This is a genomic window from Streptomyces alanosinicus (assembly GCF_014650595.1).
Classification (GTDB): Bacteria; Actinomycetota; Actinomycetes; order Streptomycetales; family Streptomycetaceae; genus Streptomyces; species Streptomyces alanosinicus.
This window is the reverse complement of the sequence record NZ_BMVG01000008.1, coordinates 60,580-76,494: the sequence shown is the minus strand read 5'-3', so window position 1 is coordinate 76,494 and position 15,915 is coordinate 60,580. Positions and strand designations below refer to the sequence as shown.

The following is a 15,915-nucleotide window of genomic DNA, read 5'->3' as shown; positions in this document are numbered from 1 at the left end:
GGCGAGTGAGGTCGGTCAGCTGCGCAGGAGCCGCAGGTCGATCGCGTCGGCCAAGGCCTTCATGCCCGCGTCACCGGGGTGGAGGTGGTCGCCCGAGTCGTATGCCGGGTCCAGGGCGGCGGGGTTCGCGGGGTCACGCAGGGCCCGGTCGAAGTCGATGACGCCGTCGAAGGCGCCGCCCGTGCGGATCCACTGGTTGACGGTCTGCCGGATCGCCTCGGCGGCAGGCGTGTAGTAGCCGTTGCCCTGGTCGGGCAGCAGGGTCGCGCCGATGACGCGGACACGGGCGGTGTGCGCCTCGTCGGCCAGGGTGCGGTAGCCGTCGATGAGGTCCTCGGCGGTCAGCGGCTGTCCGTCGGGTCCGGCGTTGTTGCCTATGTCGTTGATGCCCTCGAAGAGGATCACGTCCCTGATACCGGGCCGGCCCAGCGCGTCATGGCCGAACCGCTTCAGGGCGCTGACACCTTGCCGCAGGTTCGGGGCGTCGGTGAGGACCCGGTTTCCACCGATACCGGCGTCGACGACACTCAGCCGCTGCGGGCGGGGCCCGGCGCCCAGCCGGCGTCCGAGGAAGTCCGGCCACCGGCGGTAGGTGCCGGTCGAGGAGCGGTAGCCGTCGGTGATGGAGTCTCCGAAGGCGACAACGGTGCCCTTCGCGGTCGCCGGTACGACGTCCAGCCCTGCCAGGTAGTACCAGGAGGTCCTGGTGGCGCCGAACGCGCCGGCGCCGTCGTCACCGGTGTGGTCGCCGGAGGCGAGATAGGTGGTGTCGAACGCGTCGGAGTGCCAGGTCGACACTCCGGTGCTGCCGGGCACGTAGAGACTGACGAGCAGGTTCTCCCCGGCGCCCACCGAGATCGGGACGACATCGCTGGCCGCCTCCGCGCCGGCGGGAAGCGTGATGTGGCCGGACGCGCCGAAGGTGACGTTCCGTGTGGTTCCGCGCTCCGCCTGCGCACCGCTCGCCTGGACGGCCACGTCCACGGCGCCGACGTCCAGCGGCGTGGCGCTGTACCGGTTGGACAGTGTGATCCGTGCCCGCGAGCCCGCGACGCTGCTGTGCACCACCATCCGGATGGTCCGGTCGTCGAAGGACGGGCCGCCGGTCGTCATACTGGGCGACCAGGCGCTGACCCGAACGCCCCTGCCCTGCGCCGACGGTGTGGCGGCGCCCGCCGCATGCGCGGTGCTGAGCGGTACGGCTGCCAGGGCCATGCCGGTCACCGCGCCGAGCACGGACAGCAAGGACCCGCGACGCGGTCGGCGACCCGCGTCCGTTCTTCCCTTTGCCGGGAACATCCTCGATCTCTCCACTCTTGTCGTCGGCCGTTCTCAGGCGAAGTCGCCCGGGATGACGGACTGACCGGGCTCAAGGCTGATCCTGTGCGAGGTGGCGCCCGCGACGACGGTCGTGTCACGGCCGCCGACGCTCTTCAGCGTCACCCGCGTCACCTTTCCGTTCTTCCACCTGAGGTCGGCGACGAAGCCGCCGCGGCCGCCGACGCCCGAAACCGAGCCGGAAACCGCCCACGCGGCGGGCAGCGCCGGCAGCAACTCGACGCGCTTCCGTGCCGCGTGCGGTCAGCAGGGCCGTCGCGCCGGCGAGGATGTCCTTCGGGGTGGAACCGTCCGGGCGGATCCGGTCACCGGGGAAGAGGCCGAACAGCGGCGAGAGATGACGGTGTGGTACCTACAGGCGCATCGGCAGGCATCCCCGGGATCCGGAGATCATCAGATAGCGGCCGAACTGCAGGTAGGCGGCACCGGCCGCGTCGAGGACCTTGGCGCGTGCCAGGTGGCCGCCCCGAACGAGGCGTAGCGCCCCGACCTGTTCGCCGTGGTGGACTCGCTGTTGGTGAAGATCTGCCGCCGGTAGGTGACGCCGGCGAGGTCGTACGAGGTGGTCAGGAGGCCCTGGGCCAGGTCCAGGGTGCGACGGTAGCGGTCGACGGCGCTCTGGTCGTGTCCGGGGACGGCGATCGTGAGCTCGGCCAGCTGGGTCAGGGAACCGAAGTCATCCCGGCCGCAAGGGAATTGGCCGTCGCTCTACAGGGCGTCGTTGAGACCGCCGGTCCACAGGGTGGCGTCGGTGATCATCAGCACCGGCGCCCGGCCCGTGAGCCGTACATGCCGGGCCAGCCGGATGCGGCACCGCAGGTCGGTCAGCACGGCGATGATCTCGTCGCCCGTCACCTTGATCCCGAGGAACAGCGCCTTGCCCCCGTCCACCCGCACCAGGTTGGCCGGACGCCCCACCGCGGGCCGCGCCTCCGGTCTCGACCCCGGCCCATCTCGGGCATGGCCGGAAACGTAGAGAGGTTCCTTTTCGCTCTCAGGCGGCCGAGCCGTTCAGATAGGCCAGTACCGCCAGCACCCGGCGGTTGGTCTCCTCCGAGGCGGTGATGCCCAGCTTGCCGAAGATGCTCGCGGAGTGCTTGCCGACGGCGCTCTCGCTGACGAACAGCCGGGCGGCGACGGCCGCGTTCGAGTAGCCCTCTGCCATCAGCGCCAGTACCTCCCGCTCGCGCGATGTGAGCGTGGCGAGGGGCTCGTCGCGACGGCGGCCGCCGAGCAGTTTCGCCACGACCTCGGGGTCCATGGCGGTGCCGCCCTCGGCCACGCGCCGTACGGCCTCGACGAACTCCGCCGCGCCGAGGACCCGGTCCTTGAGCAGATAGCCCACGCCGCCGGTGCCGTCGGCCAGCAACTCGCGTGCGTACAGCTGCTCGACGTGCTGGGAGAGCACGAGCACGGGCAGCCCCGGCCGGCGACGGCGCGCCTCCAGCGCCGCCTGGAGGCCCTCGTCGGTGAAGGTGGGAGGCAGCCGTACGTCGACCACGGCGACGTCGACCTCCTCCTTGGCCAGCGCGCGGCGCAACTCCGGTCCGCTGGCCACGGCGGCGGCCACGGTGAAGCCGTGTGCCGTCAGGAGGGTGCAGAGTCCTTCCCGGAGGAGGAAGAGGTCTTCGGCGAGGACAACACGCAAGGCAGCTCCATCGTCACCACGGTCGGCCCTCCGGCCGGGCTCTCGATGGCGATGCTACCGTCGAAGGACGACAGTCGGCGCCGGATGCCCCGCAGGCCGCTGCCGCCCGCCCCGAGCACCGGGCCGTCCTCCTCGTGGGCGCCCCCGCACCCGTCGTCCCACACCGCACAGCGCAGCACCTGGCCGTCGTGGCTCAGCTCGACGCGGGCGTGTACCGCGTCGCCGTGCCGGGCTGCATTCGTCAGCAGCTCGGCGACGGCGAAGTACAGCGCCGCCTCGATCGGCCCCTCCGGACGGCCCGTCAGCCCCTTGGCGTCGACGTCGGCTTCCAGCGGGGCGTCCAGGGCGAGCGCGCGCAGCGCGTCGACCAGCCCGCGCTCGGCGAGCACCGGCGGGTGGATACCGCGTACCAGGTCGCGCAGTTCGGTGAGGGCGCGCGCCGAGTTCTCGCGGGTCTGCCGCACCAGCTCGCGGGCCCGGTCCGGGTCCGTCTCCATCAGTGTCTCAAGGGCGCCGAGGGCGAGGCCCATGGCCACCAGCCGGGCCTGCGCACCGTCGTGCAGGTCGCGCTCGATCCGGCGCAGCTCCGCCTCTCGGCTGTCCACGGCCGCGGCGCGGGTCTCGGTCAGCTCCGCCACCCGCTCGGCCAGCCGGCGGCGTTCCACCTCCGCGGCCACGGACGGGTCCGGGCCGAGCAGCCGCGGCAGCCAGCGGCGGGCGTGCAGCCGGGAGGCGGGGGCGGCCAGCCGCAGCCCGGCGTAGTACAGGAGAAGGGCGGCGGCCAGCGCCACGGCGGGTGAGGTCAGCACCGTGCCGTGGGGCAGGCCGCCCGGGCTGCCGAGGAGGGCGGCGATGCCCGGGGCGAGCAGGCCGAAGAGGCCGTACCAGACCAGCGCGCTGGGCCCGAGCAGCAGCACCGGCGCGATGACCGACTCCAGCGCGAGGAAGGCGAGGTCACGGCGGTAGGCCGGGTCCTCGCGCGGCGGCCGGTCGCGGAGATAGGGACGGACGACGGCAGTGCCGCCGAAGCGCGCGGGCACCGTGCGGTAGTGGTCGGCCAGTCTGCGCAGCGTGCGCAGCCAGCCCCGGTCGGGGTCGCCGTCCGTGAGGAGGCTGGCCGGCACACACACGAGCGTCATCGCCAGGGCGCCCACACCGCACCAGCCGATCGCCCAGCAGTACCCCAGTTCCCGATGGCGCCGCCCGAAACGGCGCAGGGCGATGCCGGCGGCGCGTCCGGCGGTCGTGGTCATGGGCCTGCCTCCTGGAAGGGTCTCGTGGTGCGTCGCCTGCACCGCCTCACCAGTGTGACGCGGCCGGGGGACGGGCACGGTGTGTCCGGGCCCCGCACGGGGGTGGGTCTAGCCCCACCCCGACTCGGCGGCTGGACTCAATGTCCGCGTTCCCGCAGGTCCGTAGCGTCGAAGACGTCGACAACGGACACGGACGAGGGACCAGGGTGAGGGACATGACGGGGATGCGCATCGCGAACAAGCACGTCGGATCGAGCAAGCACGCGGGATCGAACAGGCGCGAGGCATCGGCGAACGGGCCGCTGCTGCAGAGCCTCGCCCTGAACGTCGTCGGTCCGCTGGCCGTGTTCTACGGGCTGCGGGCGGCAGGGGTGGGCCTGTGGTGGGCGGTGCTGGCGAGCGCCGTACCGCCCCTGGTGGAGGCGCTGCTGACCGTAGTGCGCGAGCGGCGGATCGGGATGCTGGGCATCCTGGTGCTCACCATGGTCGCCCTGGGCGCGGCACTGTCGGCGGTCACCGGGAGCCCGCGGTTCATGTTCGCCAAGGACGGCTGGATGACGGGGATCGTCGGGCTGGCGTTCCTCGCCACGCTGCGCGGACAGCCGATCATCTTCCGGATCCTGTCGTCGGTGGCGAAGGGCGACAAGCGCGCCGAGTTGGAGCACAACTGGCAGGTGTCGCCCACCTTCCGTCATGTGATGCGGCTGCTGACGGCGGTCTGGGGCGTGGGGCTGCTGCTGGACTCGGGGGTGCGGGTGATGCTCGCGTACACGCTGCCCATCGACTCGGTGATGCTGGTGACCACGCTCCAGTACGTGGCGCTGTTCGTGGGCCTGGAGATCTTCAGCCGTCGCTACGGGCGCAATCCGGCCAGGATCGCCCTCATCCACAACGAGGCCGCGGCGGTGACGACGGCGGCCTGACAGACACAGACACAGACACGGACACGGCGGAACGGCGGCCCGAAAGGGCCGTCAGTACTCAGATCTATACGGAACTCGGATCTATACGGAGGAGCAGAGTCATGGCGCAGGTTGTGGTGGTCACGGGGGCGGCGAGCGGGATCGGTGCGGCGGTGGCGCGGCACTTCGCCCGCCTCGGCGCGCGGGTGGTCGTGGCGGACATCGACGAGAGGCGCGGCACGGCCGTCGCCGAGGAGGTCCACGGACTGTTCGTCCGCACCGACACCACCCGGGAGGAGGACAACCTCGCACTGATAGCCGCCGCCGTGGAGGCCTACGGCGGGCTGGACCTCGTCCACCTCAACGCCGGGATCGGCGACGGCGGCGGCTTCGGGGAGGACGACTACGACGCGGAGCGGCAGCACCGGGTGCTGGCGGTGAACCTGCACGGTGTGATGTACGGGCTGCACGCGGCGCTGCCGGCGCTGGCCGCGCACGGCGGGGGCTCACTGGTGGTGACCTCCAGCATGGCCGGTGTGGGGATGGCGCCCTTCGACCCGGTGTACGCGGCGACCAAGTACGGCGTGATCGGGCTGGTCCGCTCGCTGGCCCCGACATGGCGGGAGCAGGGCGTGCGGATCAACGCGATCTGCCCGGGGGTCGTCCGCACGCCGATCCTGCCGCCGGAGGCCGTCGACTACATCGAGGGCCAGGGCTTCGCTCTGGCGGAACCCGCCGAGATCGCGGCGTCGGTCGCCGGGATCGCCGCGAGCGAGGAGGCGGGGCACGCGTATGTGCTGCAGGCCGGCCGCGCCCCGGAGCCGGTGGCGTTCCCGGAGCTCGACCTGGTGCGCAGCGACGCCTGAGCGCCGCCCTGTAGGGCACGGATGACGGGGGCGCGTGCGGTGGTCGGGCGGATGCGGTGGGGCCAGGCCGACCGGTCGCCTCGCTGCCCCTGCTCGGCGATCAGCTCGTCGACGGTCTCCCTGCGTGACATAAGCACCGCCGCGCCACGACCGCCGCTACAGCGCGCTCACGCGGTCTCAGCAGGCCGAGTGCACATCCGCGCCATGCCTCCCGATAATCGCTGGCATGGTGAGCGCGAACGGCGGACGCTCGTCTCATGTCTGACATGGCGGCGTTCCGGGAGGCGGTCATCGGGTGGGCGGCCGGTGACTCCGGCGACCTCGCGCACGAGCTGGCCGGGCGGCTGTCCGTCCGCACGGCCGTCCTGCTCGAAGGGCCGAGCGATGCCGCGGCGGTCAACGCGCTGGCCGGGCGCCGCGGCCGGAATCTCGCGGCCGAAGGAGTCTGTGTCCTTCCGATGGGCGGCGCGATGAGTGTCGGGCGCTTCGCCCGCCTGCTCGGGCCGCCCGGCCTGGGGCTCCGCCTGACCGGGCTGTGCGACGCGGCGGAGCGCCGCTACTACGCCCGTGCCCTGGAGCAGGCCGGTGCGGCAGAGCAGGGTTTCTTCGTCTGCGCGGCGGACCTGGAGGACGAACTCATCCGGGCACTGGGTGTGACACGGGTGGCGGAACTCGTCCGGGCAGAGGGCGACGTGCGGGCCCTGCAGACCTTTCTGCACCAGCCCGCACAGCAGGGGCGCACCGCGCAGCGGCAATTGCGGCGCTTCCTCGGCACGAAGAAGGGCCGCAAGATCCGCTACGGCCGCGTCCTCGTCGAGGCCCTCGGCCCCGGCCAAGTCCCCGCCCCGCTCGACGGGTTGGTCACCGGCCTCTGACCGTTGTCCGACCGCCGTACAACCGTGGAGCCAGGTCGCTGGCCTTTGTCACCGTACGAGCCGATCCGGCTCTTTGGACCAGGTTGTACTCATGGGGGAAGACATGAACGTTGTCCGTCGACACACCCGCGGCGTCGCGACCGCGGCCTGCACACTCCTCCTGGCGGCCGGCCTCGGAGCCGCGAGCGCTGGAGCCGCGAGTGCCGGAGCCGCCGGCGCCCGGACCGCGGCGCCACGGAACCAGGTGATCGCCTCCTCCGTCCTCGGCGGCGACTACAAGGTCACGCTGACCGCGCTGCGGTCGCCCGAGGACCCGTACGCGGCCTCCGTGCGGCTGCAGGTCTACACGCACACCGACGGCACCTGGAAGGAGCCCGACCGGGTCACCGTGGGCGACGTCGACGGCTGGTTCTGGTACCCGCTCACCGGCAGCGGCGCAGTCTGCCAGTTCTCGACCGCGAGCACGGAGCCCGCGCCGCTCACCGTGAGCCTGCTGATCACACCGTCCATCGGCTGCTCCGAGCCGGCGCACTACGTCGTGAAGCAGGGCAGGGTCTTCGCCGGCTGAGCCGCGGCCGTCCGGCCGGAGACGGGGCGTGAGAACTCCGAGCGGGACGGCGGCCGCACCCGGCCCTTGCTTGTGACGCGTTCACCGGAGACATAAGGTGCGTCCGGTGAATGCGTCTCCAGCCGCCGTCGGCCGGGCGGGACTGCTCAACAGCGTGGACGACGAGGGGTGTTCGGCCTCGGGCTGTGCTGTCTGCTGGACGGGATCGCCGCGACACGGGAGAGCCGCTGATGCCACAGAACACCCTGCCCTCCAGCGCGCACTGGGTCCGCGGAGGGAGCAGGGTCACCGTGCGGGGGCGTACTGGACGGCACACCCTGTTCGTCCGTCAGGACGGTCCCACAGCCGGGCCGCCCGTGACGCTCGTACACGGCTTTCCCACCTCCTCCCACGACTGGTCGCCGATCGTGCCCCGGCTGGCGGCGCGAGGACACCGGGTCACCACCTTCGACCTGCTCGGCTTCGGGCACAGCGACAAACCGCGCCGGCACACCTACTCCGTGCTCGAACAGGCCGACCTGGTGGAGGACCTGTGGCGCCGCCTCGACATCGGCGACACGGCGCTGGTCGCCCACGACTACGGCGTCAGTGTGGCCCAGGAACTGCTCGCCCGCGGACCCGCCCGGATCACCCGTATGGCCTGGCTGAACGGCGGCCTCTACCCGGACCTGCACCGTCCCGTGCGCGTACAGCGGTTGCTCCACGGCCCGCTCGGCCCGCTGCTCACCCACGCCGTCTCCGAGCGCGGCTTCCGCGCGACGATGCGCCAGGTCCTGGGCCGACCCGTCCCGGACGAGGATCTGCACACGATGTGGGAGAGCATCCGCCACGACGGGGGCCGCCTGCTGGCCCCGCGGCTGCTGCGCTATATCGACGAACGGCGCACACATCAGACCCGCTGGGTCGCGGCGCTGGAGGGCTATCCGGGCCCCACCCTGTTCCTCTGGGGACCCGCCGACCCGATCAGCGGTGCCCATGTGCTGCCCCGCATCCGCCGGCGCATGCCGTCCGCCACCGTGACCGAACTCGCCGGACCGCCCGCCGTCGGCCACTACCCCCAGGTGGAGGCACCGGATGAGGTCGCCGCCCACCTCGTGCGCTTCCTCGACGCCCGGTGACCCGGCCATGCGGCCATCCCGTGCCCTCGCCGTGCGCCCCGCGTCGATTACCCGACAGGTCATCGACCGCGGCTCTACCTGACGGCAGGATCGTGGACATCAGCAGCCGATCAGCCGGAAGGACGCCACCATGACCGCCTACGCGATAGCCCACCTGCAGGAAGCCGCCCCGCACCCGGAGATCGCCGAGTACATCGCACGGATCACCGCCACCTTCGAGCCGTACGGCGGCCGCTTCCTCGTCCACGGCACCCCGCACGAGGTGGTGGAGGGCAGCTGGCCCGGTCATGTCGTGGTGATCGGCTTCCCCTCGTTCGCGCAGGCACGCGCCTGGTGGGACTCCGACGCGTACCAGGCCATCGCGCCCCTGCGCTCGCGACACATCGAGGGCGACATCATCCTGGTGCCGGGCGTCAGCGAGGACTACGACGCGAGCGCCACCGCACGGACGATGCTCGAAGCCATCGCCGCGCGTTGACGTGGTGGGTCCCGCAGCCGGCAGGGACCCCGCGGTCCGCCGGGCAGCCCGTCACGTGGCTCGGCGGCCGGCCGAGCCGTCAGTCGCAGTCGGCGTCGGCGGCCTTGGCGGGCAGTTGCTGCTCCGCCCAGATGGTCTTGCCCGTCTCGGTGTACCGGGTGCCCCAGCGCTGGGCGACCTGCGCGACCAGGAAGAGCCCTCGTCCGCCCTCGTCGGTGTTGTGGGCACGGCGCATATGGGGCGAGGTGTTGCTGGCGTCCGACACCTCACAGATGAGCGACCGTTCGTGAATCAGCCGCAGGCCGATCGGTCCGCAGGCATGCGTGATGGCGTTGGTGATCAGCTCGCTGACGATCAGTTCGGTGGTGAAGGCGATGTCCTGCAGACCCCATGCGGCCAGCTGCCGCACGGTGTTGTCACGTGCCTCGTGCACCGCCTGGGGATCGGCGGGCACCTCCCAGGAGGCGACGCGGTCCGGGGGCAGGGCGCGGGTCCGGGCGATGAGGAACGCGACGTCGTCGTGCGGATGGTCCGGTAGCAGAATGCGCACCATCGTGTCGCAGATCTCCTCCAGCGGCCGGTCGGGATGGGCCAGGGCGAAGCAGAGACGCTCGAAGCCCACGTCGACATCGCGGTCCGAGGCCTCGATCAGGCCGTCGGTGTAGAGGGCGACGACACTGCCCTCCTCCAACTCGATCTCGGCCGACTCGAAGGGCAGACCGCCCAGTCCCAGCGGGGGACCGGCCGGGATGTCGGGCAGTTCCACCGGCTCGCTGAGGTGGGCGATGGCGGGAGTGGGATGTCCGGCACGCGCCACCGTGAGTTTCCGCGAGATCGGGTCGTAGACCGCGTAGACGCAGGTCGCGCCGATCACCATCGGCCCGTCCGTGGCCGCTTCCGCCTCGTCCGCGAGGCGCAGCACCAGGTCGTCGACATGGGCGAGCAGTTCGTCCGGCGGCAGATCCAGGTCGGCGAGGGTCTGTACGGCCGCACGCAGCCGGCCCATGCTGGCCGCGGCGTGGATGCCGTGGCCGACGACGTCCCCGACGACCAGGGCGACGCGGGCACCGGACAGCGGGATGACATCGAACCAGTCGCCGCCCACACCGGCCTCCGCATCGGTCGGCAGATAGCGGTAGGCGACCTCGACGGCGCAGTGGTCGGGCAGATCGGGCGGCAGCAGGCTGGTCTGGAGAGCGAGGGCGGCATGGTGCTCGCGCACAAAACGCCGGGCGTTGTCCACGCACACCGCGGCCCGCGCCACCAGCTCCTCCACGAGCAGCAGGTCGTCCTCGTCGAACGGGTTGGGGTTGTCCCAGCGCAGCAGCGTGACCACCCCCATGGTCGTGCCCCGGGCCCGCAGCGGCACCACCAGGTGTGTGTGCACACCGATACGGACGAGCTTGGACAGGCGCTGCGGATCACCGGCCAGCCACCAGGTCGTCTGGTTCAGCACCGGATCGAGGATCGGCCGGCCCGTGGACAGGCAACGGCGTTGCGGGGACTTGGACGGATACCTGGTGGGCTCCCCGATGGCAACGATCGCTTCCGGCTGTTCCTTGTGGACCGACACATGCGCCGCCCGACGGAGTGTGCCTCCGGTGACCGGTCCCGGGGTGAGATCCCCTGCCGCGAGGACGCCCTGGAAGAGGTCGATCGCCACGAAGTCGGCGAGCTGTGGCACGAGGACCTCGGCGAGTTCGGCCACCGTGCGGTCGAGGTCCAGGGTGGTGCCGATGCGCTGGGCCGCCTCGTTGACCAGCGCGAGCCGCTCACGAGCCCGGTCCTGGGCGGTGAAGTCGACCGCGGTGTGGCACACCCCGAGCGTCTTGCCGTCGTCGTCCCGCAGCGGGAACGACGAGCGGAGCCTGAGATGGCCCTGCGCATCTCGGCGGGATCTGCCGTGCGCGGGCGGCACATGTTCCACGGCCGGTGTGGCGTGGCCCGATATCAGCGCCTGGCGCGCCTGCCAGTCCACGGCCGACGGCACCTGCACCGGACCGAGGGCCGTTGCCGCGTGACGGCCCCCGGGGGTGGCCGGCAGGCCCTCCATGGCGGCCAGTACCTGGTTCACCCACTGGAAGCGCAGTTCGCTGTCGAGGACGGCGATGCCGATCGGTGACTCCTCCAGCAGGCCGCGCAGCACCGCCTGATCCAGTTCCCAACGGCGTGCGTCCGAGACCTCACACGCCACGGCGAGCCAGCCGGATCCCTGCTCCGCGGGCAGCGGACACGCCCGTACGGCCAGTTCGACCGGGTGCCCCGCACAGTGACGCACGGTGACCAGGCCCTCCCAGCCCTCGCCGACGCGCTGGGCCGAGGCCAGGGCGGACACCGAGGCGTCCGCGCCCGGGAGGAGGGAGGCCACGGGTTGGCCCAGCACGCTGGACGCCGGATACCCGAGGAGATCTTCCGCCCGCCGGCTCCAGCGCCGGATCAGGCCGTCGACGTCCACGAGGGCGACCGCGGCAGACGTGATGCCGAACGGATCGCCCCGGTGCGTCTCGGCAAGGTCCCTGAGATCCATCGTGTCTGCCACATCCGCAGGCGGGCTTCCTCACACCACGGTCTCACATGGACCCGGGAGTGTCCTCGGGCCGCCGCCCCGGGCATCTGCGCAGGCCGCGGGGCATCCATCGGCGCCGGACGCGGACCGGGCCGCCGGAGACCTGACGCGGCCGCCCGAGAGTCGGACGGGGCCGCCGGAGGCCGGACGGGGCCGCCGTCCAGGGCACGGCGGCCTCCGGCCGGCTCCGGGCGTTACGCGCGCGGGCGCTCGAAGGTCAGCAGCAGTCCCTCCACGGCGCCGGGCCCTATGCGGCCCTTGACGTCGGCGGAGGTGATGGCCTTGAGGCCCCAGCCGTCCTCGGCGTGCTTGTTCAGAACCTTCTCCAGCTTGTCGCTGTCCAAGGCGTCGCCGATCAGCGACTCCCGGAAGGTGACGACCTTGTACTCGTACGCGTATCCGTTGCTCATGGGGCGGAGTCCTCCTGAATGCCGGGCGGGTGATGGTCCGAAGACCGGGGCAAGCTAACCATCATTGCCTGCGGCCGGAGGAATCCCGGCAGAGAAGAAACAGGGGACGCACAGCTCCCGGAGATCCGTGCCGGTCCCATGGGTCACGGCCGGCCGGCGCGGCGCGATGCTGGCCGGGCAACCGCTTGCCGCGGCCTCGTCGAAGCCGCAGCATGGCCCTTCCCACCCGTTGTTCGGCAGTGAGCGGCCCATGCGCTGCTCCGGAAGGGGCTGGACGTGCCAGAGCCGTTTGATGCCATGACACCTGCCGTCGCCGGCGGACCCGCCTTCCCGCCGGAGGCGAGCGCACCGCCGACGGTCGGGGTGGAGGAGGAGTTCGTCCTGGCGGACCGGCACAGCAGGTCGGCTGTGTACCGGGCCCCTTCCGTCGTGGGCGCCGCCCGGGCCCACCTCGGCGGACCGCATGTCACTCCCGAACTGTCCCAGTCCCAGGTGGAGACGGTGAGCGCGGTGTGCCGCACCGCCGTCGAACTGGAGTCGGAAATCCTTCGATTACGCGCCGGCGCGGCGGCGGCCGCGGCCGAGCACGACTGCCTGCTGGTGCCCAGCGGCATGGCCGTCCTCGGCCGCCCCGGGCCGCCGCCCGTCCTCGACCAGCCACGCTACCGCGCCCTCGCACGCCGCTTCGGGCCCGTGGTCCACGGGCAGGGCGTGAACTCCTGCCATGTGCACGTCGGCGTGGCCGACCGGGAGGAGGCGATACAGGCGGTCAACCACCTACGGGGCTGGATGCCCCTGCTGCTGGCCCTCACCGCCAACTCGCCGTACAGCGACGGGGTGGACACCGGATACGCGAGCTGGCGCTCGATGGTCTGGAGCCGGTGGCCCTCGGCGGGACCTCCGCCCTATCTGCGAGGCACGGCCCACTACGCCTGGCTGGTCGACCAACTCGTGGCCACCGGTGCGGCGATGGATCCGGCCATGCTCTACTGGCACATCCGGCCCTCGGCGCACCTGCCCACCCTTGAGGTACGCGTCGCGGACGTGATGCCCGACGCCGCGACCACCACCGCCTACGCGCTGCTCGTCCGCGCTCTCGTCGGCCACGCCGTCGAGGCGGTACGCGCCGGTGAACGCGCACCGGAGGTCCCGGACCTGCTGCTCCGCGCCGCGAGCTGGCAGGCCGCCCGGCACGGTCCGACCGGCACCCTGCCCGGCACCCATGTCCGCGACGGTGGACCCATGGCCGTCGGCCGGCTGATCGAGGAACTGTGGAAACGGGCGGAGCCACACCTCAGCCGGCACGGCGACGACCAGCGCGTCGGCGACTGGCTGAGCGACGTCCAGCTCAACGGATCGGGCTCCGCTCGCCAGAGACGTGTCGCGCGCCAGCACGCGGCCGGCCTGCGGGCCGTGGTCGACGACCTCGCCGTAGAGCTTCCGTGAGCCGGAGCAGGGCGGGCGAAGTCCCGAGCGGTGTCAGCCGATGACATCCGTGAAGCCGTGTCCGGTGACCGCCTCGCCCGCGAGCGTGCCGGTCACCCGGCATGCGCCGGTGTACGCGCCCTCCGCGCTGGCGAGTGCCTGATGGGTGATGTCGAGGGACGCGTCGAGGGCGGGCACGGTCAGTACCCAGTGCCCGTCGTGGCCGGTGCGCCGGGCGTGGGTGACCAGGTGCGAGCCGTCGGCCGTGACCTGTGTGAGCCAGGACGTGCCGTCTCCCACGGCGTCCCAGACGCTCAGATACCGGCCCGCGCCGAGGTCGAGCCCGAGCCAGGTGAAGCGCGGCGCCTGGGTGATGCCGGCGACCCACTGCCGGTCCAGCCATGTGTGTCCGCCGACCTGGTGAGTGACGCCGTCGACGGTGATCGTTCCCGAAGTGGTCAGGCCGGGCAGCGCGTACTGCCCGGTCGTCCCGCCGAAGAAGGGGAACACCCCACCGCCGCCGTTGTAGAGGACAGGTGTCTCGCGGCGCAGGGAGAGCCGGATCGTCGCGGTGTCCGTCGTGCCCGAGATCTCCAGCCGGTCCAGATCTCCGCTCACGGTCAGGACGGACGTCTGCACATGGAGGGAGTCCGCGGAGATCTTCACATCGTCAACGGCTTCGCCGGTGTGCCTGCCGCTCGCGTGGCCGCCTCCGTCCTCCAGCAGGGCCACTGTGCTGAGGCAGCCGCCCTGCATGATCATCGCGTGGATCTTCACCCAGAAGACCTTCTCCTGGTCGTGCACCTTCGCGCAGAACCACCAGGAGTCCGTGTTGTCGGGTGAGGTCGGGGTGAGATCTCCGGCGGCGTCGATCAGTGCGGGGCGGGTCGTGGTCATCGAATCTCCTTGTAGCGGGCGGCTGTTGCCGCCTGATCACATTCAATCAAAGTGATCGCGCTGAACGGTTTGTGCGATACGGACGCGGGGCGGCGCGGCGGCGGCTCACCTTCCCCGCTCCGTTGACTCCGGCCGAACGGCCGTGCAACGTTGAGGGTGCGGTCCTGTCGAAATCACTGGCACCTGGAGGCAGAAAGCTGTGACTTTCGGAAACGATGACTCCGGCCCCGCCATGGATCGCAGTCTGACTCCAGATCAGCTCGAAGTGTTCGAGAAGGAGTTCGCCGCCAGGCCGGTGAACCGGCTGATGCAGAACGCCGTCACCCAGACGCCGGTGGACGAGGTGGCCCTCGACCGCCGGATCCTCACCGGCATCGACCACTCGGTCTCCCACCACCTGGACGACTGGAAGGCCACCAACCAGAAGCAGAGCGGGCGCTGCTGGATGTTCGCCGGGCTCAACCTGCTCCGGGTGGGCGCCGCGCGGCAACTGGGCCTGAAGGACTTCGAGTTCTCCCAGAACTACCTGCTGTGGTGGGACAAGTTCGAGCGGGCGAACCACGTCCTCGAAGCGGTCATCGAAACCTCGGACCGGGATGTGGACGACCGTACGGTCGCACATCTGCTGGCGGACCCGATCGGTGACGGCGGGCAGTGGAACATGTTCGTGGCGCTGGTCGCCAAGCACGGCCTGGTGCCCAAGTCGGCCATGCCGGAGACCGACAGTTCCTCCGCCACCCGGGCGATGAACCGGTCCCTGAAGACCCTCCTCCGTCAGGGCGCCCACGACCTGCGCGAGGCGGCCGCCCAGGGAGTCGCGGCGCAGCGGGAGCGCAAGCGTGAGGTGCTGGCCGCCGTCCACCGGGTCCTGAGCATTCACCTCGGCACTCCTCCGCAGCGCTTCCTGTGGCAGTGGGAGGACAAGGACAAGACGTTCCACCGCGACGGCTGGCTCACCCCGGCCGAGTTCGCCGCCTCGTATGTGCAGCTCCCGCTGGAGGAGTACGTCTGTCTGGTGCACGACCCGCGCGAATCCAGCCCGGTCGGCCGTACCTTCACCGTGGAGTACCTGGGCAATGTCGTGGACGCTCCGCCGGTGGTCTATCTCAATGTGCCGATGGAGCTGCTGAAACGGCTGACGATGGAATCGGTCGTCGGCGGTGAGCCGGTGTGGTTCGGCTGCGACGTGACCAAGATGATGCGCTCGGACGCCGGTGTCTGGGACGCCGCGCTCTTCGACTACGCGGCCGTGTACGACGCCCCCTTCACCATGGACAAGGCCACCCGGCTGCTGTACCACGACACACAGATGACCCACGCGATGCTGTTCACGGGCGTCGATGTGGTGGACGGCAGCCCGCGCCGCTGGCGGGTGGAGAACAGCTGGGGCGAGGAGAAGGCCGACAAGGGCTTCTGGACCATGAACGACTCATGGTTCGGCGAGCATGTCTTCGAGATCGCGGTCCGGCGTTGCGCGCTGCCGCCGGAGCTGGCAGCGGCCCTCGACCAGCCGCCGATCGTCCTCCCCGCCTGGGACCCCATGGGCGCCCTCGCCGACTGAGCCGTCCGCC

15 protein-coding genes and 2 pseudogenes are annotated in these 15,915 nt (G+C 71.4%); 8 read left to right on the top strand and 9 right to left on the bottom strand.

The features are described 5' to 3' along the window. Window positions 1-15: 15 nt before the first annotated feature. From IE277_RS19200 to IE277_RS19180, 6 genes and pseudogenes are all read right to left on the bottom strand, one after another. Complete coding sequence (locus IE277_RS19200) at window positions 16-1,236, bottom strand: SGNH/GDSL hydrolase family protein (RefSeq protein WP_229881844.1); 1,221 nt, start codon at window positions 1,234-1,236, stop codon at window positions 16-18. Between the two features lie 96 nt (window positions 1,237-1,332). Further along, window positions 1,333-1,554 carry a glycoside hydrolase family 95-like protein gene (locus tag IE277_RS49545; protein ID WP_373310822.1) on the bottom strand — a complete coding sequence of 74 codons (222 nt, stop codon included), beginning with the start codon at window positions 1,552-1,554 and terminating at the stop codon, window positions 1,333-1,335. A 297-nt stretch (window positions 1,555-1,851) separates the two neighbouring features. Continuing rightward, a pseudogene (locus tag IE277_RS47235) lies at window positions 1,852-2,103 on the bottom strand (glycoside hydrolase N-terminal domain-containing protein); the annotation flags it as partial. Beyond that, a pseudogene (locus IE277_RS19190) lies at window positions 2,104-2,271 on the bottom strand (sugar kinase); the annotation flags it as partial. It abuts the pseudogene before it with no gap. Window positions 2,272-2,332: 61 nt separating this feature from the next. After that, on the bottom strand, window positions 2,333-2,986 hold the full coding sequence (locus IE277_RS19185) for a LuxR C-terminal-related transcriptional regulator (protein ID WP_189954022.1): 654 nt from the start codon (window positions 2,984-2,986) through the stop codon (window positions 2,333-2,335). Continuing rightward, the gene (locus IE277_RS19180; RefSeq protein ID WP_189954020.1) at window positions 2,926-4,239 is read right to left on the bottom strand and encodes a sensor histidine kinase; all 1,314 of its coding nucleotides are present in this window, start codon (window positions 4,237-4,239) and stop codon (window positions 2,926-2,928) included. Before IE277_RS19180 ends, IE277_RS19185 begins: the two co-directional genes overlap by 61 nt. Before the next feature lie 215 nt (window positions 4,240-4,454). Between IE277_RS19180 and IE277_RS19175 the strand changes: the two genes are divergently transcribed. The 6 genes from IE277_RS19175 to IE277_RS19150 all read left to right on the top strand — a co-directional run bounded on the left by IE277_RS19175 (window position 4,455) and on the right by IE277_RS19150 (window position 9,046). After that, entirely contained in the window at window positions 4,455-5,162 is a 708-nt protein-coding gene (locus IE277_RS19175) for a VC0807 family protein (protein WP_189954018.1), read from the top strand. 101 nt (window positions 5,163-5,263) lie between these two features. Then, window positions 5,264-6,007, top strand: a complete 744-nt coding sequence (locus IE277_RS19170) for an SDR family NAD(P)-dependent oxidoreductase (protein ID WP_189954015.1) — start codon at window positions 5,264-5,266, stop codon at window positions 6,005-6,007. Window positions 6,008-6,264: 257 nt separating this feature from the next. After that, complete coding sequence (locus IE277_RS19165; RefSeq protein WP_189954014.1) at window positions 6,265-6,882, top strand: TOPRIM nucleotidyl transferase/hydrolase domain-containing protein; 618 nt, start codon at window positions 6,265-6,267, stop codon at window positions 6,880-6,882. Between the two features lie 103 nt (window positions 6,883-6,985). Next, on the top strand, window positions 6,986-7,450 hold the full coding sequence (locus IE277_RS19160) for a hypothetical protein (protein WP_189954012.1): 465 nt from the start codon (window positions 6,986-6,988) through the stop codon (window positions 7,448-7,450). 230 nt (window positions 7,451-7,680) lie between these two features. Further along, on the top strand, window positions 7,681-8,568 hold the full coding sequence (locus tag IE277_RS19155; RefSeq protein WP_189954010.1) for an alpha/beta fold hydrolase: 888 nt from the start codon (window positions 7,681-7,683) through the stop codon (window positions 8,566-8,568). A 130-nt stretch (window positions 8,569-8,698) separates the two neighbouring features. Next, window positions 8,699-9,046, top strand: a complete 348-nt coding sequence (locus IE277_RS19150) for a DUF1330 domain-containing protein (RefSeq protein ID WP_189954009.1) — start codon at window positions 8,699-8,701, stop codon at window positions 9,044-9,046. A 79-nt stretch (window positions 9,047-9,125) separates the two neighbouring features. Here the strand turns inward: IE277_RS19150 and IE277_RS19145 are convergent, their stop codons facing one another. Continuing rightward, complete coding sequence (locus tag IE277_RS19145) at window positions 9,126-11,573, bottom strand: SpoIIE family protein phosphatase (RefSeq protein WP_189954008.1); 2,448 nt, start codon at window positions 11,571-11,573, stop codon at window positions 9,126-9,128. Between the two features lie 233 nt (window positions 11,574-11,806). Beyond that, window positions 11,807-12,022 (bottom strand): DUF4177 domain-containing protein, encoded by a 216-nt coding sequence (locus IE277_RS19140; RefSeq protein ID WP_189954007.1) that lies wholly within the window; start codon window positions 12,020-12,022, stop codon window positions 11,807-11,809. 276 nt (window positions 12,023-12,298) lie between these two features. On the opposite strand from IE277_RS19140, the gene IE277_RS19135 reads away from it, so the two are divergent. Beyond that, window positions 12,299-13,468, top strand: a complete 1,170-nt coding sequence (locus IE277_RS19135) for a carboxylate-amine ligase (protein WP_189954006.1) — start codon at window positions 12,299-12,301, stop codon at window positions 13,466-13,468. Window positions 13,469-13,501: 33 nt separating this feature from the next. On the opposite strand, the gene IE277_RS19130 is transcribed toward IE277_RS19135, so the two are convergent. Next, window positions 13,502-14,344 carry a lipocalin-like domain-containing protein gene (locus IE277_RS19130; protein ID WP_189954005.1) on the bottom strand — a complete coding sequence of 281 codons (843 nt, stop codon included), beginning with the start codon at window positions 14,342-14,344 and terminating at the stop codon, window positions 13,502-13,504. Window positions 14,345-14,576: 232 nt separating this feature from the next. Between IE277_RS19130 and IE277_RS19125 the strand changes: the two genes are divergently transcribed. Beyond that, window positions 14,577-15,905, top strand: a complete 1,329-nt coding sequence (locus IE277_RS19125; RefSeq protein ID WP_189954004.1) for a C1 family peptidase — start codon at window positions 14,577-14,579, stop codon at window positions 15,903-15,905. Window positions 15,906-15,915: the final 10 nt, after the last annotated feature.